The organism is Methanoculleus horonobensis (genome assembly GCF_001602375.1).
Lineage (GTDB): Archaea > Halobacteriota > Methanomicrobia > Methanomicrobiales > Methanoculleaceae > Methanoculleus > Methanoculleus horonobensis.
Window position 1 is genome coordinate 678,111 of the sequence record NZ_BCNY01000015.1, and the last position, 20,167, is coordinate 698,277.

The following is a 20,167-nucleotide window of genomic DNA, read 5'->3' on the forward strand; positions in this document are numbered from 1 at the left end:
GGTGGAAAACCACTTATCCCGTTCCACGACCCACCTTCTTCTGATCGTGAGCACCGAGATTCAACTCTGTCTGGATGCGTTTGATCGCTCAAATCCTCCTCTCTGCGGAGACGAGCCCGCCCGGAACGGGTTTCGCCGGCTCTGCTGCCGGTGCCCGTTTGCCATGAGGAGCAGGGGCATCATTTACTGCGAACGCTTCGAGACTCCCATCCGGGCGCGGGAGAAGTACGGCCTCCCGGGATGGAAAGAGATCCGCAACGCTGTGCTTGACCGCGACGGGCAGCAATGCTCCGTCTGCGGCGGAGAGCAGGATCTCCACATCCACCATCTCGACCGCGACCCCACGAACGACGATCTCTCAAATCTCGTCACCCTCTGCGGCATCTGCCATGCCCGGGTGCATACCGAGCTCCGCCGCGAGGGAGGGGCAGGAAGGGTGGCGCGGGTGCTTCCGGCAGCACGGCGTCGTTTGAGGTGACGCCCCCGGCAGGACTCCCCCGAAACCCGGCAGGTCTACCTGCCGGGTCCTGTTCCGGGGGTAACGATTATATTATATGCGCGCTACCAGTTGCCTGACCATGGGGGGAATGTCCGGCGTGAGCATTACTGAAAGACTCTTCGGCAGGAGCGAACCCGAAGGCCGGGAAGGCACCTGCACCGATTCCACAGTGAGCAGGAAAGCCGTCTCTCTTGCGCAGCAAGGGCGGTTTCCCGAGGCGATCGATTGTTTCGACCGGGTGCTCAAAGATGATCCGGCAAACGTGAAGATGTGGAACAACAAAGGGGTCTTTCTTGATCTCCTGGGGCGGGATCAGGATGCACTGGACTGCTGGGAGAAGGCGCTCTCGATCGACCCGGATTTTGCTCCCGCCTGGGTCTCCCGGGGGATGCTCTACCGGCGCCGCAACCGGCTCGAGGAGGCGCTCGCCTGCTACGACCGGGCGGTGGAGCTCAACCCGGACTCCCCGGTCGCCTGGTACAACCGGAGCGGCGTCTTCGTCGCGATGCACCGACTGGACGATGCGATCGCCTGCTACGAGCGCGTTCTCGGGATCGATCCCCACTTCGTGGCGGCCTGGACGGATCTCGGCTACGCCCACTTCCTCCAGCACCGGCACGAGGAGGCGATCGGCTGCTACGACCGTGCCATCGCCGACGATCCCGGGAGCGTCCGGGTCTGGAGCCTGAAGGGCGGCGCCCTGTACGCGCTCGGCGAATACCGCAAAGCGCTCGAATGCTTTGATAAGGTGCTCTCGATCGATCCGAAGTACTCCGCCGGGTGGAGCATGAAGTGCAGCGTCCTCTATCACCTCGGCATGTACCGGCACGCGCTCGCGTGCGCCGACAAGGCGCTCGAGATAAATCCCTCCTGCGAACTGACCGCACAGGTCAGAAAGATGCTCCTCTCTCTTATCCAGAAGTGGTGACGGGCTCATCCACCCCTCCCGGATTGTTTCGGAAGGTTGACCCCTCCGGCCGTCCAACCGCGAATAACTGCGCCGGACGTCGGGAACTCTTCCCCGGGGGAGACTCCGACCGTCTATTATCCGGCGACGCCAACAGGTGGATGTAATCCATGCCGGTCGATCAGATCCCTATAGGTACGTTCTCGCGGATCACGCACCTCTCGCAGAAAGCGCTCCGCCTCTATGACGAGCGGGGACTCCTCGTCCCCGCGGCAAGAGACATCTGCACGGGATACCGCTACTACACTTACGCCCAGGTCGAGCGGGGCGTCCGCATCCAGCACCTGCTCTGGCTCGGGTTCGACCTCACCGAGGTCGAAGCCGTGCTCGATGCGCGGGAACGTGGCGATGCCGGAACGATCCGGGTCCACTTTGAACGGCGTCTCGCGGCGACCGAGCGGGAGATCGGGCGGCTGCATGCGATTGCAGAGGTCCTGCGGACGCAGAACCCGCTGAACGGAGGATTCAGTATGTCGATCACCGAACCAGTTATCAAAGATATCCCTGCCACGCGGGCGCTTTCCCTCCGCGAACGGGGTGTTTACCAGGAGGCGATCCCGAGAATGATCGGGGAACTCTGCGCTTATGTCTACCCTGCTGACGGGCGGCAGCCCGCTGCAAGGATTGCCGGGCCGATCATGTTCATCTGCCATGACGAGGAGTACCGGGAGACAGACGCAGATATCGAGGTCGCGCTCCCGATCGTCGGGTCCGTCAACCTCGACGGAACCGCCGTCGAGATCCTGACCCTTCCGGGCGGCCGGTTCGCCTCGGTGCTCTACACGGGCCCCTATCCCGGGGTCGCGAAGGCCTACGAGCGGCTCTTTTCCTACATGGGCGAGTATGGCCTTGCACCGGCCGGCCCCTCGCGGGAACTCTACCTCAACGACCCCGCCGAGGTGCCGGAGGAGGAGCTCCTGACCGAGGTCCAGTTCCCGATGGAAGACCTTCCCCCGTCCCCCTGAAGGGGAGCGGTCACTCTCCTGCGACCTCGAAGACGTGGCGGCCCCATCCGGGGATGTCGAGAAAGAGCCCGGGAGAGAGGAGCCCCTCGCCGTCCCGGTCGTACGCCGCCTGTCCGATGAGATCGCGGAGCCGGATGGTCTTCCCCGTGAGATCGCCCCAGGGGAGCGGGACGTAACACTGGCCCCGGTCGGGAGCATAGTTGACGGCGACGATGTAGCGCTCTCCCTCGCGCTCCCAGGCGAAGGCGATATATCCCTTGTGGGAGGGGTTCCCTTCCCATGCGGGGGTGCAGTCGAGAAGCCGCCACTCGCCGTCCCGGAACGCCGGCAGGCGCAGGCAGGCAACGAGCTGCTGGTAGAACTCTTCTATGGCCGGGTCGACCGGCTCTTCGGGCTCCCGGCAGAGGTGGACAGGGGTCTTTCTCCGCCGCCCGGCAAACTGCCCCCGGTGAAAGAATCGGAGACCCGGGCAGAGGAAGGCGAGAACGGCGGCGGCCCGGTGCCGTTCCGGCGGAAAGACCGCTGCCGCCCGGTCTTCGTCGTGGTTCTCGAGGAACCGGACGGAGTTATTCTGGTATTCAAGATCCGCCCAAAAATGCTCCCGCACCGGTCGTGCCGTTCCGTTCCTGAGCCGGTCGTAGAGGCGTTTGTCGTAGGTGTAGTCGAACCCCTGCTCTTGCAGCGTCCACTCGAGGTCCCAGTAGACCTCCGCCATGAAGAGAAACGCCGGGTGCTCCTCCTTGACCGCACCTATCGCTCCCGGCCAGAACGGCTCCATCTCCCGCCCCCAGGTCTGCTGGAAGACCTCCGGGAGGACGAGCATCGCCATATCGCACCGGAGGCCGTCGCACTGCCCCGCGATATTCTGCGCTTCAGCGGCCATCGCCTCCGCGAGGGCCGGGTTGGCGTAATCGAGCTGCAGGGTGTCGGGCCAGCCGCCGGAGTAGGGGTCCCGGCCGTGGGCGAGGTTCCCGTCGGTGTCGCGGATGTAGTAGTCCGGGTGCTCCTGCACCCAGGGGTGATCGGGGGCGGTGTGGTTCGGAACGAAGTCGAGCATGAGGCGGAGTCCCTCTCCGTGCAGGCGTTCGCGGAACCGGGGGAGTGCCTCCGGCTCCCCGAGGTCGGGGTGGAGCGAATAGCCGGTGACGGCAAAGGGGGAGCCGCAGATATCCTCTTCCCTGAGATCGGGAAGCAGGCCCCGGTACCCGGCGAGCCACTGCTCGTTCGAGCGGGAGACCCGGCGCCCGGCCTCCCCGGTCTTCCAGGCTCCCATGAGGTAGACCCACGAGAAGCCGCATTCGGCGAGCCTCGCGAGCCATGAGTCGGGGATCTCGTCGAGCGTGGGGCGGCGCCCGCTCTCCCTCGCGAGGCGGCGGAGCAGGATGCGGGCGTTGGCCTCGTAGAGGGAGGGGTAGCGGGGGGTGTGGGTGTTCATGGTACTCTCCCGGATCTCGGGGTGGATAGAGGTATCCCTTACCAGATAGCGGAATGGAGTTCGTCGTCACGCAAAAAACCCCGGAACGACCGGGTGCCCTGCACCGCACCGATGACCAGCGGTTTCGTCGCCCTCATGAAGGCCGCGAGCGGTGCATGCATCCGGGCGTCGAGGCAGCGGTAGACGAAGTTCCGGAGCGCCGTCTCCGCCCGCAGTTCGGGGATGAGGCGCCGGCGGAGGAGGGCGGTGTAGGTCGCGGCGAGCGGTGCTCCGGCGGTCAGGTGGCGGTCGACGGCGTGGGCGGCGAGCTCCGCCGTCCGGTGGGCGTAGAAGATCCCCTCCCCGAGGAGCGGGCCCGTAAACCCGGCCGCGTCGCCGACGAGAACCGTCCCCTCGTGGGCCGGGGAAGGGATGTAGTTCCCGAGCGGCAGGAAGCATCCTATCGGTTTCCGGTCGGCGAACGCGGAGAACCCGACGGTCTTCTGGAACGTTTCGAACTTATCGCGGAGGTTGCCGCCGTTTGTCGATAGCAGCCCCCCGATCCCCACGACGATCGCCTCCCTGTTCGGGAAGACCCACCCGTAGCCCCACCGGCAGGCGGCAAGGATCAGGTGGGGCGTCGCGAGGTCGTCATCCAGGCGGATCGCCCCCCCCTCGTCTGCGCGCGCCTCCGCCTCCCTCCGGGGGATCGCGAGTTCCAGCGTCCACCCGAGGTTGCTCTGCCAGCGCTCTCTGTCGACGACGCCCTCCGGGAGGGTGCGTCTGACCCGGCTGTGGACTCCGTCCGCCCCGACGATCACCCGGGCGGAGTACCGGTCGCCGTCCGATGTCGTGACGGTTCGATGGGCGTGGTCGATCGCGGTCACTTCCGCGCCGGTCTGGACTTCCGCCCCTGCCTCTGCCGCCATCGCTGCGAGATAGGCGTCGTAGCGTTCCCGGCTGGTGAAGTAGACCGGCTCGTCGAGGTCTTCAACGAAGATGCGGCGGCTGCCGATATAGAGCGCGTACCCCGTCCCGGTGAAGTCGATCAGCCCTTCCTGCCGGAGGGCCGGAACCGGGAGGGAAAAGACCCGGTCGAGAAACCGGACGGTCTTCTGGCTGAGGCAGCCCCCACAGACCTTGTTCCGTGGATACGCCCACCGCTCGAGGAGCGCCACGCTGTGCCCGGCCTCCGCGAGCAGGCAGGCGGCGGTGCTCCCGGCGGGCCCGCCGCCGACGACGACCGCATCGTATTCGGGCCGACTCTCCATCTCGTCTCTCCTCGCGACGGTAGAGTCCGGCACAGACCATATCTCTTTCCCCCGTGAGAGGAAGGCCGCTCCCGGACACTTTCACCCTCCGCGGAGCAGGCTCTTGTATTCGCGGGCCGATGCTTCCGGTATGTCCGTCGCGGAGCAGAAACTCACCTACCTCACCGCCGCCGGGCGGTTCGACATCTGCAGCCCGGGCGAGTGCCTCCAACTCCTCCCGGTCGCGGTCGAGGCCCGAAAGGTCTCTCAAGCGCCGGAGATCCTGCCTGTTCCGCTCAATACCCTTCGTACCTCTCAGGAAGCCCTCGGTGGTCTCGAGGATCCGGATGCGCGACCCGTGATCGCTCCCTACATCTCCTACAACCGCCGAACGGGCGGGTGCGGGCGGATGCTCAAGATGCTCCTCAACGGCACCTGCTCTTACGACTGCGCCTACTGCCCCGTCCGTACCCGGCGGGAGCCGGTGAGTTTCTCCCCGACGGAGTTCGCCGATACCTTCCTCCGCCTCTGGCGTGACGGGCTCGTCGAAGGACTCTTCCTCAGTTCCGGCATCCCCCGGGACGTCGATTACGTGATGCACGACCTCGTGGAGACGGGGGAGATCCTGCGCCGCCGGGGCTACGGCGGCTACCTTCACCTGAAGATCCTTCCCGGTGCAACCCGGGCGGATATCCACGACGCCGCCCGCGTGGCCGACCGGATCAGCATCAACCTGGAGACGACGTCGCCCGACCGCCTCGGTGGCATCGCCGGGGTGAAGGACTACCGGCAGGACATCCTGAAGCGCCAGTCGTGGGTGGCGGAAGAGAAGCCCGGCGGCCACACCACACAGTTCGTCGTCGGGGCTGCGGACGAGACCGACGCGGAGATCCTCTCCTCCCTTGCCGACCAGTACCGGCGGATCCGGCCTTCACGGGTCTACTTCTCGGCGTTCCACTCCCTCCCCGGGACTCCCCTCGCGTCGCACCCCGACACCCCGGCATGGCGGGCGCGGCGGTGGTACCAGGCCGACTACCTGCTCCGAGACTACGGCATCACGGCCGACGAACTCCGGACTGCTCTCGACGAGGAGGGGTTCTTCGCGAACCGCGACCCGAAAGCGGTTCTTGCGGCCGGGAGCGCACCGGTGAACGTCAACCTCGCCCCGCGCCGCGACCTCCTCCGCGTCCCCGGTATCGGGCCGAAGGCCGCGGACCGGATCCTCAGCCTGCGGAGGGTGCGGCCGTTTGCCGGCCCGGCCGACCTTGCGCGTGCCGGTATCCGGGGGAGGGCCGCCGGGCGCCATCTCGTATTCAGCGAGCGGGAGACCATCCAGACGAAACTCTTCACGTAACTGTCGTTCCTTCCGAAAAAAAGGGTTATCTGACCTTTCCGAACTCCGTGCTCACGTCTGCGGCCGAGCGGTAATCTCTCTCCTCGAACCGTTCGAGTGCCGCGATCACGGTCTCCGGCGCATCGTTCTTCCGGGCGTGGGTGATGAGATCCTGCCTGCCCGCCGGATAGTCCATGCCCTTGAGGTAGACCTGCAGGTCGGCGGCCGAGAGGTGGGTGAGAGACGGTGCCTGCGTCCTGGTTTCGCGAACCTCCCCGGCCGGCGTCTCGATTCCGGTCGGCTGCCGGGTTCGGGCCTCGCCGCCGAACTCCGCGCTGACGTCGGCAGCCGACCGGTAGGTTCGGTCGGGGAACCCTTCGAGCGTCGTGAGCACGCTCTGCGGCGCGTCATGCTGCCGGGCGTGGGTTACGAGATCCTGTCTCCCTGCCGGGTAGTTCATGCCTGCAAGGTAGGTCTGCAGCCCGGCGGCCGAGAGACGCCCGGTAGCGGGTTTCGTCGTCGTGGGCCGTTCGACTTCCCGGGGCGCAGTCTCGGTAACAGGCATCGCCGTCGCGACCCTGCCCTCTTCCACATCCTCGGCTTTCATCATGGAATCGAGCGTCGGCGCATGCGCCTCCGTCACCGGCCGGGTCTCCACCTCCTCGACGACGGTCTCCCGGGACGGGGGCCCCGTTACGGGCACCGTCGTCCGGGTTCGGCTCTCTTCCACCTCTTCGGCTCGAATCGGCATCTCCTCCCGGGGTGCCCGCTCCCGCACCTCCACCCGCTCCGTCGTGACGACCTCGCGGGGCGGCGGCTCCGTCCGTGTCACGGCCCGGGCTTCCTCCTGGCTCGGGGGGCCCACGGGGCGTCTCGACTCGATCAGACTCCAGTTCGCTTCTCTCGGCCAATCCCCCTCCGAGAACCCTGGTTCGTTGTCGAGCCGGTACTTGCTGATGTTCACCACGAAGACATCGTCCCCCGGCCGGTAGACCATGGCCTCGATGGGGATCGCGAAATGCTTCGCTCCCAGGCCGAACATGCCGCCGGTCCTGAGCACCGCATACGCCACCCTCCCCGTCGGTAGACCTACCCGCAGGCTCGAGATCTCGCCGAGGTCATAGCCCTCCGGGTTCTTCACCCGTTTCCCCACGACATCATCGGATGAGAAGAACTCCTGCCCCTCCGTCCTCCGCACCTGCTGCTCCAGAATCGTTTCAGCCATTGCAACCACCATACCCTGTTCGAAGGCGATCTTCACCCTCGCGCAGAGCGGGCGATGCGTGTTGCGACTATTTAACAGTTCCCCGGTTCCGGGACGGGGCTACCGACGAAGAGTTCTCCGCCATAGAATGGGCGTGCCGGGGAGGTTGGGAGGGGTGTTTCCCGGCTGCCCCCCATAGCGGCGGTTCCTCCCCGTCACCTGATCTTTCCGAACTCCGAGCTCACGTCGGCGGCCGACTGGTATGTCCGGTCGGAGAATCCTTCGATCACCGAGATAACGTCATCCGGGGCATTGTTCTGCCGGGCCCGGGAGACGATCTCCTGCTTGCCTGCCGGGTAGTCCATGCCCTTGAGGTAAACCTGCAGGTCTGCGGCGGAGAGACGGGTGAGGGACGGTGCTGTCCTCCGTGTCGTGGGGGCCTCCTCGACGTGGGTTTCAGGCCGGACCACCTCTTCTCTCCGGACCTCCTCCGTGGTGACCCCGGGCTCCCGCCGTGTCTCCATCACGGACGACTGCTCCCCGCGGACCTCTCTCCCGAACTCCGTGCTGACATCGGCGGCCGACTGGTATCTTCGGTCAGAGAAGCCCTCTATCGCCGAGATAACATCCTCTGGGGCATTGTTCTTCCGGGCCTGGGCGGCGACCTCCTGCTTGCCTGCCGGGTAGTCCATGCCCTTGAGATAGACCTGCAGGTCGGCCGCAGAGAGACGGGTACGGGGTGGTACCGTTCTGGTCGTGGGTGCCTCTTCGCGGACTTCCTCCACGGTAGTCTCGCGAACCTCCTCCATCCTGGTCTCGCGGACCCGCCCGGCAGGCACCTCGATTCCGGTCGGCTGCCGGGTTCGGGCCTCGCCGCCGAACTCCGCGCTGACGTCGGCAGCCGACCGGTAGGTTCGGTCGGGGAACTCTTCGAGCGTCGTGAGCACGCTCTGCGGGGCTTCATGCTGCCGGGCGTGGGTCACGAGATCCTGTCTTCCCGCCGGGTAGTTCATGCCTGCAAGGTAGGTCTGCAGCCCGGCGGCCGAGAGGCGCCCGGCAGAAGGCCCGGGGGTCATACGCGATCGTTCGAGTCCCGTTGTCGGCCGGGCCGCCGGCGGCCCCTCCATCGCGGCCGCCGGCTCTCTCCTGACTTCCTCGACGACGGTCTCCCGGGGCGGCGTCTCGACTATCCGCTCCCTCCTGACCTCCCTGACGCCGGACTCCCGGGCTGGCGGGGCCTCCGTCATCACCGGCCGCTCCTCGACAGGCTGTGTCGTCGGGTGCTCTCCCCAGCCGCGTGCGACCGTCTGGACCGGCGGAGGCGTCGGAACGACCCTCTCCCTGCTCGGGGGCGCGGTCTCGGCCGGTGCCGTCGCGCCTTTCACTGCTGCCCCTGTCACCGCTGCGCCCGTCATCGCTGTGCCGGTGGCCGCTGCTGCAGCCGTGCCCACCCCCCGTGACGGCGGAACCTCCCTCTCCGTTACCGGGGCCGTGGGTTCCGCTGCCGCACGTGCCGGGGGCGGTGTCCTGACCAGGCTCCAGTCCGCTTCACGCGGCATCCTGTCCCGGGAAAACCCGGAAGAACTGTCCAGCGTCCTCTTGTCTGCGTCCACGATAGCACTCCTCTCCCCGGGGCGGGTACGAACCGCCTCCCAGGGGATGGCGAAATGCTTCTCCCCGAATCCGAGGATCCCGCCGTAGGAGAGCACCGCATACGTGACACAGCCGCTGTCGCGGTCTATCGCGACATCGCTGATGTCGCCGAGGCTCTCTCCTTCCGGGTTTCGCACCTTGATGTCCCGGATGTCGTGGGCACGCATCAGGTTCACCGTCTCTTCCCGTGCCGGCCGGGTCTCCAGCACTGATCCCATCTGTTGTTCTGCCATCGTCTCTCCCTCCAACTCGTTTTTCTCGAAGAGGTTACCCCCTCAAGGCGGGGGAGTAGATGTTCGAGGATACTTAAGGGTTTCCGGCCCTGGCAAACCGGCCGGTGCCCGTAGGTAAAAAGAAGAAAGGGTGGGATCCCGGCCCGGATCTTACGGTCGGGCGTAGCGGAGGATGAGTTCGGTCGCCGCCCTGATATCCCGCCCCTGCTTCCTTGCCTCGGCGAGGTAAGTGTTGTAGACCTCGTCGGTCACGAGCCGCAGTTGCGGGCGGAAGAGATCGGCGTGCATCATCAGGTCGAAGCACCGCGCCTCGCTCTCGGTCAGGCTGAGCGCCCGGTACTCCCCGGTATGCGGCACGAACGCCGGGTTTCTGTCGCGGGGCGTCCTGACCGCGAGGTCGGCGAGCGGTGTCGCCGGGATGGGCTCGGCGCTGCTCACGAAGACGTCGTCGAGGGAGAGTGCGGCGATGAGATCCTTCGTCGCCTCGTAGTCCCGCTCCGTCTCCCCGGGGTAGCCGACGATGAAACTCCCCGCAACGCGAAGGCCGTGCTCCCGGCACCGTTCCACCGCCTCCCCGACCTGCCGGACGGTCGCGCCCTTGCCCATCATCCGGAGCACCCGGTCGCTCCCCGACTCGATCCCGAAGAAGACCCACCCGATGGTGTACTGCCGGACGGCGTCCAGGATCTCGTCGGTGATGCAGTCGACGCGGATGTCGGGAGAGGAGACGTTCTTCTGCCCCATCACCTCCGCCATCGAACGGAGGAGGCCGATGAAGGCTTCCGGGTTCATCTCCCCACCGGTGGAGCCGTAGAGCGATCCTGTCCCCCCGGAGACCGAGAGCCTCGTCGCACCGTGCGCGGAAAAAGCCTTCACCTCCTCGACGATGCGATCAAGCGGCCGGCTCCGGATCGCCCTCCCGAAGAACCGGGGCACCTGACAGAAGGTGCATCCCCCGATGCACCCCCGGTGGGTCTCGATGTAGGCGCTCGCCCCCCTGACGCTCTGGCTCCCGATGTCGTCCGGGATCAGGGGGAGCGGACGATCCATCGACGCCGGAGGGGCAGGGGGCATCACGACCGGCCGGCCGGCGTCGAGGAACGCGATCCCCGAAAGATCGGGCGAGACCCCCTCCTCGACGAGCCGAACCACCGTCTCCTCGCCCTCGCCGACGACCACCGCGTCGGGGGCGAGCTCCCCGAGCACCATCTCCGGTGCGGCCGAGACCGGCCCCCCGACGTAGACCACCCCTCCGCGCTCGCGGTGCGCCCGGACCAGGTCGCGGATCGCGGGGTCGAGGAGGTGCTGGGTCGAGAAGAGGCTCATGAGCAGGATCGAATCGCCCGGGGCGGCGGGCGTCCGGGTGAGGGTGACCCGGTGTCCCGCGTCGCGGAGGACACCGCCGATCAGCATGGCGCCGTAGGTGTAGATGCCGGGAGAGAGGATCGTGATCTCCATGATACAGTATCGCCGGAACAGTATACAAAAGGTGGGGATCTGCCGGTCAGAGCGGCACGGGCTGCCTGAACCGCCGGGCCTCGGCGACGGTATGGGCGCCCCGGTCCGATGCGGCGATCAACCGTGCCTGGAGTCGCATGATGTCGGCGATGACGGGTTGCGGGCGCTTCTCCAGAGTCTCCGCGACAACGGCGCGGGCCTCCCGGAACCTTCCCGCCCGGCGGAGCAGATCGGCGAGGACGGCCTCGTCCGCCCCCTCCAGGACGGCCAGCCGCTCCCCCTTCTCCCACCCGCGCCGCAGGAGATCGGCGGCACGTTTCCGGCAGATCCGGGCGGGCACATCCGCCCCCTCGTCGTCGCAGACCCAGGCGGCATGGAGGGACGCCCACGCAGCCTGGGCCAAAAGACCGAGATCTTCCTGGATGATCGACCAGCAGAGGAAGGTGTTTGCAATTCCAGGGAACTTCCGGGCGTCGAGCTGCCAGCGGTAGCGCGGGAGTTTCACCACGTCGGCCGCTCCTTCCGGTGCCTTGCCCGGGTCGGGCGCGCAGTAGCCGCAGGACGGACACCGTTTCACCCATGCATAGATGGTCGATCGCAGGGGTTCGGCGGGGCGGGTGTCGAGGTCGCGCGACCCGACGCTGCCCGCGGCCTCGGGGATGGTGAACCGGCAGGCCTCGCCGCAGACTGCGCAGGTGGTATTGAGGTGACGGAGGTGGATCATCGATGGGCTGAATGACCTATCCGCCGATATATAGTTTGCCCACGATGGAATGCGGCGAGATGACGGCTATGCTGGAACCCCTTCCCCGACCCGGCGGGCGTAAGCCGTTACCGCCCACCCGAGGAGGGCCGTTACGCCCGCGACCAGAAGAAGGATCAGCCAGTGGACGGGGCCGGCGGTGTCCACAGCGAGCCTGACCATGAGGTTCAAGGGGTTGTAGGGGACGGCCATGACGAGGAGGAAGACCACGACGAGCGCGGTCGAGAAGATGAACTGGGCGCTCGTCCGTTCGCGGTAGTGGAGCGCCACGAGAGCCCCGAGCAGGATGAGGAAGAGCCCGCCCACCGAGGCGTGGAGGAGGATCGCGGCGGCGTTATCGACCGCGATGCCGTTGAACCCGAGGAGGAGGAGCCAGGCTCCGGCCTGAACCGGAACCAGAACCTCGCAGGCGGCAACCTTCCCCCAGACCATCTCCGCGAACGTGACCGGCGTCGACATCAGCGTCTCGAGCGTCTGGCGCTGATACTCCTCGGTGATGAGGTCGATGATCAGGGCGGCCGAGACGATCGCCGGGAGGAGGACGAGCAGCGGAATGAGGAGGCCGTAGACGAACTCGAAGAAGTTCTCGCCGCCCCCGGACTCGGGGAAGTTCAGCGAGACCGGGAAGGCGGTCATCCGGTCGGCCCTGACCTCCCGCAGTTCCTTCTCGTAGCCCTGGAGCACCTCTTTCACCTTGACGTTGATGACGCTCGACTGCAGGTCGTTCTGGATGAGGTAGAGCGTGACCATGACCGCCCCATCTGCGTCGGGCGGGGTGTCCGGGACGTAGACCACCGCCGAGACCTGCCGTTCGCGGAGCGCCGCAAGCGCCTGGCCGAGATCCATCCGGTGGAGGATGAGGTCGTCTCTCTTCTCGAACTCGTCGATGAGCGGTGAGTCCGCCCCTGCGTAGCCGACGCCGTAGGCAATCGTCGAGTAGCCCTCGATCGCCTCCGGGTCGTACATGGCGGTGAGCCCCACCATCAGAAACGACGAGAACATCGCGATAAATACCTGCAGGAGGATCGCAAAGACGATCGTCTTCTCCGACGAGAGCCCCAGGAGTTCCTTCTTCGCGACGATGCCGACATGACGCGCGTTCACAGGAGCGCCCCCATGAGGAAGTGAAGGTTATAGAGGCTGTGCACCACGCTCGCCGCGATGAGCCCCGGCCCGTAACCCTGCCGTCCCCAGAGCAGGAGGAAACCGCCGGTGATGAGCACCCCCGTGATGTGGAGGAGGAGCGGCATCCAGAGTACCTGGAGGGAGAGGAAGAGGACGCTCCCGAAGATCGACTCGGTGATCTGGGCGAGCGTGGCGAAGAGGAGGAGTTTTTCACCGGCAAGGAACCCGAACCCGATCGCGACCGCCGCGAGGAGCAGGTTCCTCGACGTCAGGAACCCGGGCCGCTCCCGTGCCACCGCATACAGCCCGATCGACTTCGCGAACTCCTCGATGAACGCCGCAGAGACCGTCAGGAGGACGAGGGAGAGCGGCATCGGGATGTTGAAGAAGAGGACGAGCGTCAGCATCTGGGCCATGAAGACGAACGGTATCGTGAAGCCGGCGAGCAGGAAGAGCGAGAGGTGCGGGTGATCGCGGCTTATCCCGGCCGAGACGAAGTCAGCGAGCCTTGATGCGAGCGGTTTCTGTGAGAAGAGCCGCTCCTCGCGGAAGTTCGTGATGCCGACGTAGAAGAGGATGATGCTCGTTGCAAAGAAGAGGACGGTCGAGTAGACATACTCCATGGCGGTGAACCCGTCGCCCTGGATATCGAGGACGACCAGGGTGAGGGGCGAGATGATGCTGATGACGTGGGTGTTCGCAAAGACCGTCGGGAAGAAGAGGTACGACGTGGCGAGGGTCGAGAAGAAGATCGAGACGAACGAGAGTTCCTTGAAACTCCGCGAGGCCATCCCGATGATCAGGGCGTTTGCGAGGAAGAAGAGGATGACCGGGACGAGCGGGAGGAGGATGGTCATCGGCGCCCCGGCAAAGAGGGTGATCGCGGCGGCGATGAGGATCATGATCGTGAAGTAGGGGAGCGCTTTGCCGACGACGATCGCGGCCGGCCGGATGGGGGTGGAGAGGAGGGCTTCCCCGGCCCGTCCCACCCGCTCGTTCATCACGCTCATCATGAAGAACTGCGAGGTGAAGTAGAGCGGGAAGATGAAGACGAAGACCAGGATGATTGCGTCGAAGGGAAGCGGTGCCGAGAGCTCCGAGGGCGTCCTGAACTGCTCCATGGGCGAATCGCCCGAGACGACGCCGGTGTAGCGTTCGAGAGGGTGATTGCTCCCCGTATCCGCAAGGTGCTCGCGGAGGGTCTCTTCGGAGACGGGCATTGCCGATGCCGGCGGCGTCACCGCCTCGACCGGGCCCGAAGGTACCGGCGGTCTTCCGGCATTCGCCGGGGCGCCGACCTGCTGCCCGCTCTGGGTCGCCAGGAAGTCGATCTCGCTCTTCACGTACTGAAGATCGATCCAGAGCGGGTAGGCGGCGAAGAGGTCGGGTTCTCCTGCGGCCACGTAGGAGACGTAGCCCTCGTAGCCGCGTTCGAGCGTCTTTAAGGCCGCCCGCCCTTTCTCCGTGTCGGCGGCGTAGACCTCGCCCTGCAGGATGATAATGTCGTACGCGAACCGGTTCTCCCAGAGGGATGCCCCGCTATCGAGGTAGGCAGTAAAACGGCTGTCGGGAGCGACGATCCGGGCGATCTCGGGGTCGTCGATGCCGATGCGGTACATGCCGTCCTGCATATGGACGCCGCTCTGGGCGGCAAATGCCGTTACCAGCATCAGGAGAACGAGAAGCCCCGCCGCAAGCGGGAGGATGCTTCTCCCCATCGTGGTCATCGACCGGTTCATCTCCCAGACGGCGATCGTCCGGATAGAGGAGGCAAGACTCATGGTAATCCCAGGCGGCGCTAGAGAACCATATTTCTGTGCAGCAACCTATTAGTAGCCATCGGCAACATAAGGGGTACCGGATGATCACGGCCCGCTCTCTCGTCAAGCATTACGGCGACTTTCCGGCTCTCGACGACGTCACGTTCGACCTCGACGACGCACGGATACTCGGGGTTATCGGGCATAACGGCGCCGGGAAGACGACGCTCCTGAAGATCATGGCCGGCCTTATCTCACCGACGGCAGGAAGCCTCGCCGTCGACGGGGTTGATGTTGTCAGAAGGCCGCTCGACCTGAAACAGAACCTGGGGTACCTCCCCGAAGAGTCGCGGCTCTACGAGACGATGACCACGGACGCGTACCTCGCGTTCTTCGGCGAGATCTACGGCCTCTCGAAGCCGGCCATCCGCGAGCGGCGCGAGGAACTCCTCGATTCGCTCGCGCTCGATGCGGACAACAAGAAGATCGGGGAACTCTCGAAGGGGATGAAGCGGAAGGTCGCGATAGCGCGATCGCTGATGCACGACCCGGGGCTGCTCATCTACGACGAGCCCACCTCCGGCCTCGACCCCATGACCTCGCGGTCGGTGCTCGACTACGTCAAGGATCTCCGCGACCGGGGCAAGACGGTGATCTTCTCCGCCCACAACCTCTTCCAGGTGGAGGAGGCCTGCGACCTCGTCCTTATCCTGCGCCGGGGGAAGGTGGTGGCGAAAGGCACCATGCCCGAACTCCGGGAGACCTTTGGTTCGCTCACCTACCAGGTCTTCTTCCGGGTGCCCGATCCGGCGGCGTTCGCGACGTCGGTCGGCTATGCCGCTTCCGACGGGCGGTACCTTGCCGAGGCGCGTTCCGTCGAGGAGTTGAACCGGACGACCGCGGCGCTTGCGGCTGACGGCGCGACGATCGAGCGGATCGAGTCGCACTACCCGACACTCGAAGAGATGCTCTTGAAGATTGGGCGGTAAGAGCAGGGTATCTCTCCCCCTCTCGGGGAATCGCGACCCCCCTCGAACGCTGCGAAATACCAAGAATCCGCTCTTTTCCGACCTTGCTGCCTTACCTGCGGGAGGAGGTGTGGAAAGGGGAGTCTCCAGTTTTCTCCTCCCCATGCAACGCTCTTGCGGGTTTTCCGCCGGGACAGATTTTATATAGCAGCGGCATATATGTGCCTTCACAACCCCGTTCCCGTTACAGCAACCGGCCTCCCGTGAGAAAACCCGGCGTGGGTGGAGGGTGGCGGGGGTTGGCCGTGTGGCCGGGCGTCCCGTCCGCAATGGAGAGCCCGCTCTGCGGTGGATATTCGCACGAACCGAACAGTCGCAACCTGAAGTGACAAAGAATCGATCTCGGGTGCAAAGGATGAAGAAAATCGGGTGTTCGACGGGCCTGAAGGGATTTGAACCCTTGGCCTACGGATTAAGAGTCCGTCGCTCTGCCGAACTAAGCTACAGGCCCATGCGTCTGACCTAACAGTGTTGCATGGGAAACAGTATAAACTTTATGGAATCTTCCAGAAAATCGCCGAAATGGAATCCCTTAATACCATGAGAAGTTACACCATTGTACGCATGCCTGAGGCGGTCCAGAACGTTTCGAAGGAACGTATCAAATACATCATTCTTGGCTGCGGAAGCACCGGCTATAACGTCGCCGAGGAGCTCGAGCAGGAGAACGAAGATCTCATCATCGTCGATAAGGATCAGAAGCGGGTAGAAGATCTCCGCGATCAGAAGTACGAAGCGCTCGTTCGCGACCTCCGTGACCCGAACTTCATGGAAGGGCTGCCCGTGCCGGAGGTCGCGTTCATCCTCGCGAACGACCGGGAGGCCAACCTGACCGCGCTCCAGACCGTCAAGAACCGGTACCCGGCGACCTATGTCATCGCACGCGCCACCGACCCGGTCAGCGTCGACCTCCTCCAGCAGGAAGGCGCCGATATCGTCCTCTACCCGCAGGAAGTGGTTGCGAGAACCGCCATCCACCACATCCGGAAACTTCAATCATCGAGGCTCGCTCTGCGGCTCTACGATATGCTCGCCTCCTGGGAGGGGATGCTCTGCATCGTCACCCACCTGAATCCCGACCCCGACTCGATATCGAGCGCCATGGCACTCTCGATGATCGCGCGGCACGCGAGCCGCAACAAGCTCAACTGCCGCATCGTCTACGAAGGGGATATCGGGCACCAGGAGAACCGGGCGTTCATCAACCTTCTCGATATCAAGCTGGAGCGGCTCACCCCCCAGATCCTCGAGGAGTGCGACTACATCGCTCTCGTCGACTCGTCGGGTCCCGGCGTGAACAACGAGCTCCCCAAGTCGACCCGGGTCAACATCATCATCGACCATCACAAGAACGGCGAGCACCCGTCCACGGTCGCCGACTTCATCGACATCAGGCCGGGGGTCGGCGCCACGGCGAGCATCATGACCCAGTACCTGATGGAGCTCGATATCCCGGTGAACAAATCGGTGGCCACAGCGCTCCTATACGGTATCCGGGCCGACACTCGCGACTTCAAGCGGAACGTCACCCCCCAGGACCTCAACTACGCGGCGTTCCTCCTTCCCCTGACCGACTCGGATCTCCTCGATAAGATCACCTCCCCGTCAATGTCGCTCGAGACACTGGAGATCATCGGGAACGCCATCCGGAACCGCCGGCTCAAGAGCGGCTACCTCTTCTCGAACGTCGGCTACATCAGGAACCGCGACGCTCTCCCGCAGGCGGCCGATATGCTGATCCACCTCGAGGGCGTGAACACGGCGCTGGTCTACGGCATCAGCGACCAGAACATCATCATCTCGGCGCGAAACAAGGATATCCGGCTCCATCTCGGCAACGTGATGGCCGAGGCGTTCGGGCCTATCGGTGAGGCCGGCGGGCACGCCACGATGGCGGCCGCCCTGATACCGCTCAACTACTTCTCGATGGCGAAGGAGAAGGAAGGCCTGCTCGAACTGATCATCGATCCGATCCTGAAGAGGTTCTCGAGCATCGTCGGCCTGGACGACGAGGACGGACAATGAGGTTCTCGGACTGGGAGCCTCACTACACCGCAATTTTAGAGTATTTCGGATTCGAGCGCGAGGCGGACGAGGCGGCCGCCCGTCTGCTCGCGGATCTTGCCAGGCGCGACGATCTCGGGCTGCTTGAGGCGCTCATCCGGGGGAGGCCGGTGACGGTCTGTGGGAACGCCCCATCCCTTCCCGGGGAGCTCGACCGGATCGAGGGGACGATCCTTGCCGCCGACGCGGCGGCGGAGGTGCTCGCGGATCACGGTATCCGGCCGGACGCGGTCTTCACCGACCTCGACGGGGCGACGGACGTCTTCATCGACCTCTCGGAGCAGGGGACGGTGATGGTCGTGCACGCCCACGGCGACAACCTTCCGCTCCTCCGCCACTGGGTTCCGCGTATAACGGGGCCGCTCGTCGCGACCACGCAGGCGGCACCGCTCGCGCACGTCCACAACTTCGGCGGGTTTACCGACGGCGACCGGGCGGTCTTTGCCGCCGACGAACTCGGGGCGGCGAGCGTCCGGATCGTCGGGTTCGATCTCGCCGACAAGAACGTCGATCCCCTCAAGCGGGGAAAACTCTACTGGGCGGGGCAACTCCTCCATCTGATCGGGTATGACCTCTAACGCCCTCATCATCGACGGCTACGTCGACGAGCCCGCTTGCCTCGGCGTCGCGCCCTATATCTCCCCGTACATCCGCGAGGTCGCCGGCGTCCTCGCCGGGCACGGCTATGCCGCCCGCTACGTCACCATCGACCAGGTCCGGGCCGATCCCTCGATCGTCGCCGGCTACGGCCGCGGCGATCTCGTGGTGATGATCGCCGGGCTGACGGTGCCGGGGGCCTACATCGGGGGGAAGCCCGCGACCCTGACGGAGATCCAGCAGCTCGGGATCCTGCTCCGGCAGCCGACCACGGCGATCGGCGGGCCGATTGCCTTCGGCTACGCTCCCGGAGGCGGGAAGAAGGCGATCCGGCAGGCGATAGCCGGGTTCGACGTCACGCTCTCGGGGTCGCCTGCGGTCGCGCTGGATACCTGGCTCTCGGGCGGCGAGCCTGCCGGGGCGGGCGATTACTCTCTGACCGATCCCTGGTGCGCGGCGGGTGCCGGTATCATCGTACAGCACCCGGCGTTCCCCTACGTAATGTGCGAACTCGAGACCGCGACCGGGTGCTCGCGGGCGACGGTCGGGGGGTGCTCGTTCTGCACCGAGCCGTTCTACGGGCTCCCGCGCTACCGGAGCATCGAGGGGATTGCGGCGGAGGTGGCGGCGCTCCATGCGGCGGGCGCACGCCACTTCAGGCTCGGCCGGCAACCGGACCTCCTCGCCTACAAAAGCAGCGGCGGCGGGGAGTTCCCGCTCCCGCGCCCCGAAGCACTCGAAGCACTCTTCTCGGCCGTCCGGGAGAACGCCCCGGATCTCAAAACCCTGCACATCGACAACATCAACCCGGGCACCATCGCCCGGCACGAGGATGCGGCACGGGCGGCGCTCGGGGTGATCGTCGCCGGCCACACCCCCGGCGACACCGCGGCGTTCGGGATGGAGACCGCCGATCCGGCGGTTGTCGCGGCCAACAACCTCAAGGCCATGCCGGACGATGTCTTCCGCGCGATCGAGGTCGTGAACGAGGTCGGGGGGAAGCGGACGAAGGGTATCCCGGAGCTCCTTCCGGGCCTGAACTTCATCGTCGGTCTTGCAGGGGAGACGCCGGCGACGTTCGACGCAAACGAGGCGTTCCTCCGCCGGGTGCTCGATGCCGGTCTTCTCGTGCGGCGGGTGAACATCCGGCAGGTGATGCCGTTCGAGGGAACGAAGGCTTACGAGGAGAACACCCTCGGAAGGCACGACGCCCGGTTCCGCTCCTTCAAGGAGTGGGCGCGGAAGGAGTTCGACGAACCGATGCTCCGCCGGGTCTTCCCCGTCGGCACCGTCCTTTCGGAGGTCGTCGTCGAAGTCACGGGCAAGCCGTCGTTCGGCCGGCAGATGGGCTCGTACCCCATCCTCGTCGGAATCCCCCTCGACCTCGCGGAAAGGGCGGTAATCGACGCTGTCGTGGTCGACTGGGGGATGCGGTCGGTGACGGCCCTCCCCTGTCCGGTGGAGGTCAACACCCTGCCGGTAGCGGCGCTCCGGTGGATCCCGGGGGTGGGGAAGAAGAGGGCCGCGACGATCGCCGCCCGCCGGCCTTTTAAGAGCCTTGAAGAGTTCCGTGAGGTCGCGGGGGAGACGGGGATCGAGGACGTGATGAGGTTTTAGGGGGGGTTCTTTAGTGGCGGTAGTTCTTTTCAGGAGTCGCGTTTGTCCGTATCTGGCTGCGCTCAAACTCCACTCCTGAAGAATAGGGTTCCTGTGGTGCTCACCTCCCCCGCTTTAAGTCAGTTGCAAACCCCATCTACGGATTTCCATCGGCCATCGCCACGCACTGCCCGCCCCCGAAGGGGGCGGAACGACTTCCCCGCAGGGGAAGGAGTTTGAGCACCGTCAGGTGCGAAT

At 65.5% G+C, this 20,167-nt stretch carries 16 protein-coding genes and 1 tRNA gene; 8 read left to right on the forward strand and 9 right to left on the reverse strand.

Features of this window, described 5'->3' with window-relative positions:
• The first annotated feature begins 163 nt into the window (after nt 1–163).
• From MCUHO_RS11160 to MCUHO_RS11170, 3 genes are all read left to right on the forward strand, one after another.
• On the forward strand, nt 164–478 hold the full coding sequence (locus MCUHO_RS11160) for an HNH endonuclease (RefSeq protein ID WP_235808253.1): 315 nt from the start codon (nt 164–166) through the stop codon (nt 476–478).
• A gap of 109 nt (nt 479–587) precedes the next feature.
• Nucleotides 588–1,427 carry a tetratricopeptide repeat protein gene (locus tag MCUHO_RS11165; protein ID WP_067078357.1) on the forward strand — a complete coding sequence of 280 codons (840 nt, stop codon included), beginning with the start codon at nt 588–590 and terminating at the stop codon, nt 1,425–1,427.
• A 149-nt stretch (nt 1,428–1,576) separates the two neighbouring features.
• Nucleotides 1,577–2,431: a MerR family transcriptional regulator gene (locus MCUHO_RS11170; RefSeq protein ID WP_067078359.1), complete on the forward strand. Its 855-nt coding sequence runs from the start codon at nt 1,577–1,579 to the stop codon at nt 2,429–2,431.
• A 10-nt stretch (nt 2,432–2,441) separates the two neighbouring features.
• Here MCUHO_RS11170 and MCUHO_RS11175 read toward each other — a convergent pair whose 3' ends face one another.
• Entirely contained in the window at nt 2,442–3,866 is a 1,425-nt protein-coding gene (locus tag MCUHO_RS11175) for an alpha-amylase family glycosyl hydrolase (protein ID WP_067078361.1), read from the reverse strand.
• Between the two features lie 38 nt (nt 3,867–3,904).
• A complete protein-coding gene (locus MCUHO_RS11180) occupies nt 3,905–5,116 on the reverse strand; it encodes a geranylgeranyl reductase family protein (protein ID WP_067078363.1) in 1,212 nt (403 codons plus the stop codon).
• Between the two features lie 103 nt (nt 5,117–5,219).
• Here MCUHO_RS11180 and MCUHO_RS11185 point away from each other — a divergent pair, with 103 nt between their 5' ends.
• Nucleotides 5,220–6,449: a radical SAM protein gene (locus MCUHO_RS11185; RefSeq protein WP_235808254.1), complete on the forward strand. Its 1,230-nt coding sequence runs from the start codon at nt 5,220–5,222 to the stop codon at nt 6,447–6,449.
• A gap of 25 nt (nt 6,450–6,474) precedes the next feature.
• Here the strand turns inward: MCUHO_RS11185 and MCUHO_RS13020 are convergent, their stop codons facing one another.
• From MCUHO_RS13020 to MCUHO_RS11220, 6 genes are all read right to left on the reverse strand, one after another.
• A complete protein-coding gene (locus MCUHO_RS13020; RefSeq protein WP_235808255.1) occupies nt 6,475–7,653 on the reverse strand; it encodes a DUF2795 domain-containing protein in 1,179 nt (392 codons plus the stop codon).
• A 194-nt stretch (nt 7,654–7,847) separates the two neighbouring features.
• Nucleotides 7,848–9,518: a DUF2795 domain-containing protein gene (locus MCUHO_RS13025; protein ID WP_235808256.1), complete on the reverse strand. Its 1,671-nt coding sequence runs from the start codon at nt 9,516–9,518 to the stop codon at nt 7,848–7,850.
• A gap of 150 nt (nt 9,519–9,668) precedes the next feature.
• Nucleotides 9,669–10,976, reverse strand: coding sequence for a methyl-coenzyme M reductase glutamine C-methyltransferase (locus MCUHO_RS11205; RefSeq protein ID WP_067078369.1), 1,308 nt, complete (start codon nt 10,974–10,976; stop codon nt 9,669–9,671).
• 46 nt (nt 10,977–11,022) lie between these two features.
• The gene (locus MCUHO_RS11210; protein WP_067078371.1) at nt 11,023–11,700 is read right to left on the reverse strand and encodes a hypothetical protein; all 678 of its coding nucleotides are present in this window, start codon (nt 11,698–11,700) and stop codon (nt 11,023–11,025) included.
• Nucleotides 11,701–11,766: 66 nt separating this feature from the next.
• A complete protein-coding gene (locus tag MCUHO_RS11215) occupies nt 11,767–12,843 on the reverse strand; it encodes an ABC transporter permease (protein ID WP_067078374.1) in 1,077 nt (358 codons plus the stop codon).
• Nucleotides 12,840–14,645, reverse strand: a complete 1,806-nt coding sequence (locus MCUHO_RS11220; protein WP_067078376.1) for an ABC transporter — start codon at nt 14,643–14,645, stop codon at nt 12,840–12,842. The genes MCUHO_RS11215 and MCUHO_RS11220 overlap by 4 nt, the downstream gene beginning before the upstream one ends.
• A gap of 80 nt (nt 14,646–14,725) precedes the next feature.
• Here MCUHO_RS11220 and MCUHO_RS11225 point away from each other — a divergent pair, with 80 nt between their 5' ends.
• Nucleotides 14,726–15,613, forward strand: coding sequence for an ABC transporter ATP-binding protein (locus tag MCUHO_RS11225; protein ID WP_067078378.1), 888 nt, complete (start codon nt 14,726–14,728; stop codon nt 15,611–15,613).
• A 416-nt stretch (nt 15,614–16,029) separates the two neighbouring features.
• Here MCUHO_RS11225 and MCUHO_RS11230 read toward each other — a convergent pair.
• Nucleotides 16,030–16,103, reverse strand: a tRNA-Lys gene (locus MCUHO_RS11230).
• Nucleotides 16,104–16,216: 113 nt separating this feature from the next.
• Between MCUHO_RS11230 and MCUHO_RS11235 the strand changes: the two genes are divergently transcribed.
• The 3 genes from MCUHO_RS11235 to MCUHO_RS11245 are packed head-to-tail and all read left to right on the forward strand — an operon-like array spanning nt 16,217 to nt 19,930.
• On the forward strand, nt 16,217–17,677 hold the full coding sequence (locus MCUHO_RS11235) for a DHH family phosphoesterase (RefSeq protein WP_067078380.1): 1,461 nt from the start codon (nt 16,217–16,219) through the stop codon (nt 17,675–17,677).
• Entirely contained in the window at nt 17,674–18,294 is a 621-nt protein-coding gene (locus MCUHO_RS11240) for a 6-hydroxymethylpterin diphosphokinase MptE-like protein (protein ID WP_067078382.1), read from the forward strand. The genes MCUHO_RS11235 and MCUHO_RS11240 overlap by 4 nt, the downstream gene beginning before the upstream one ends.
• Nucleotides 18,284–19,930 carry a radical SAM protein gene (locus MCUHO_RS11245; protein WP_067078384.1) on the forward strand — a complete coding sequence of 549 codons (1,647 nt, stop codon included), beginning with the start codon at nt 18,284–18,286 and terminating at the stop codon, nt 19,928–19,930. Before MCUHO_RS11240 ends, MCUHO_RS11245 begins: the two co-directional genes overlap by 11 nt.
• Nucleotides 19,931–20,167: the final 237 nt, after the last annotated feature.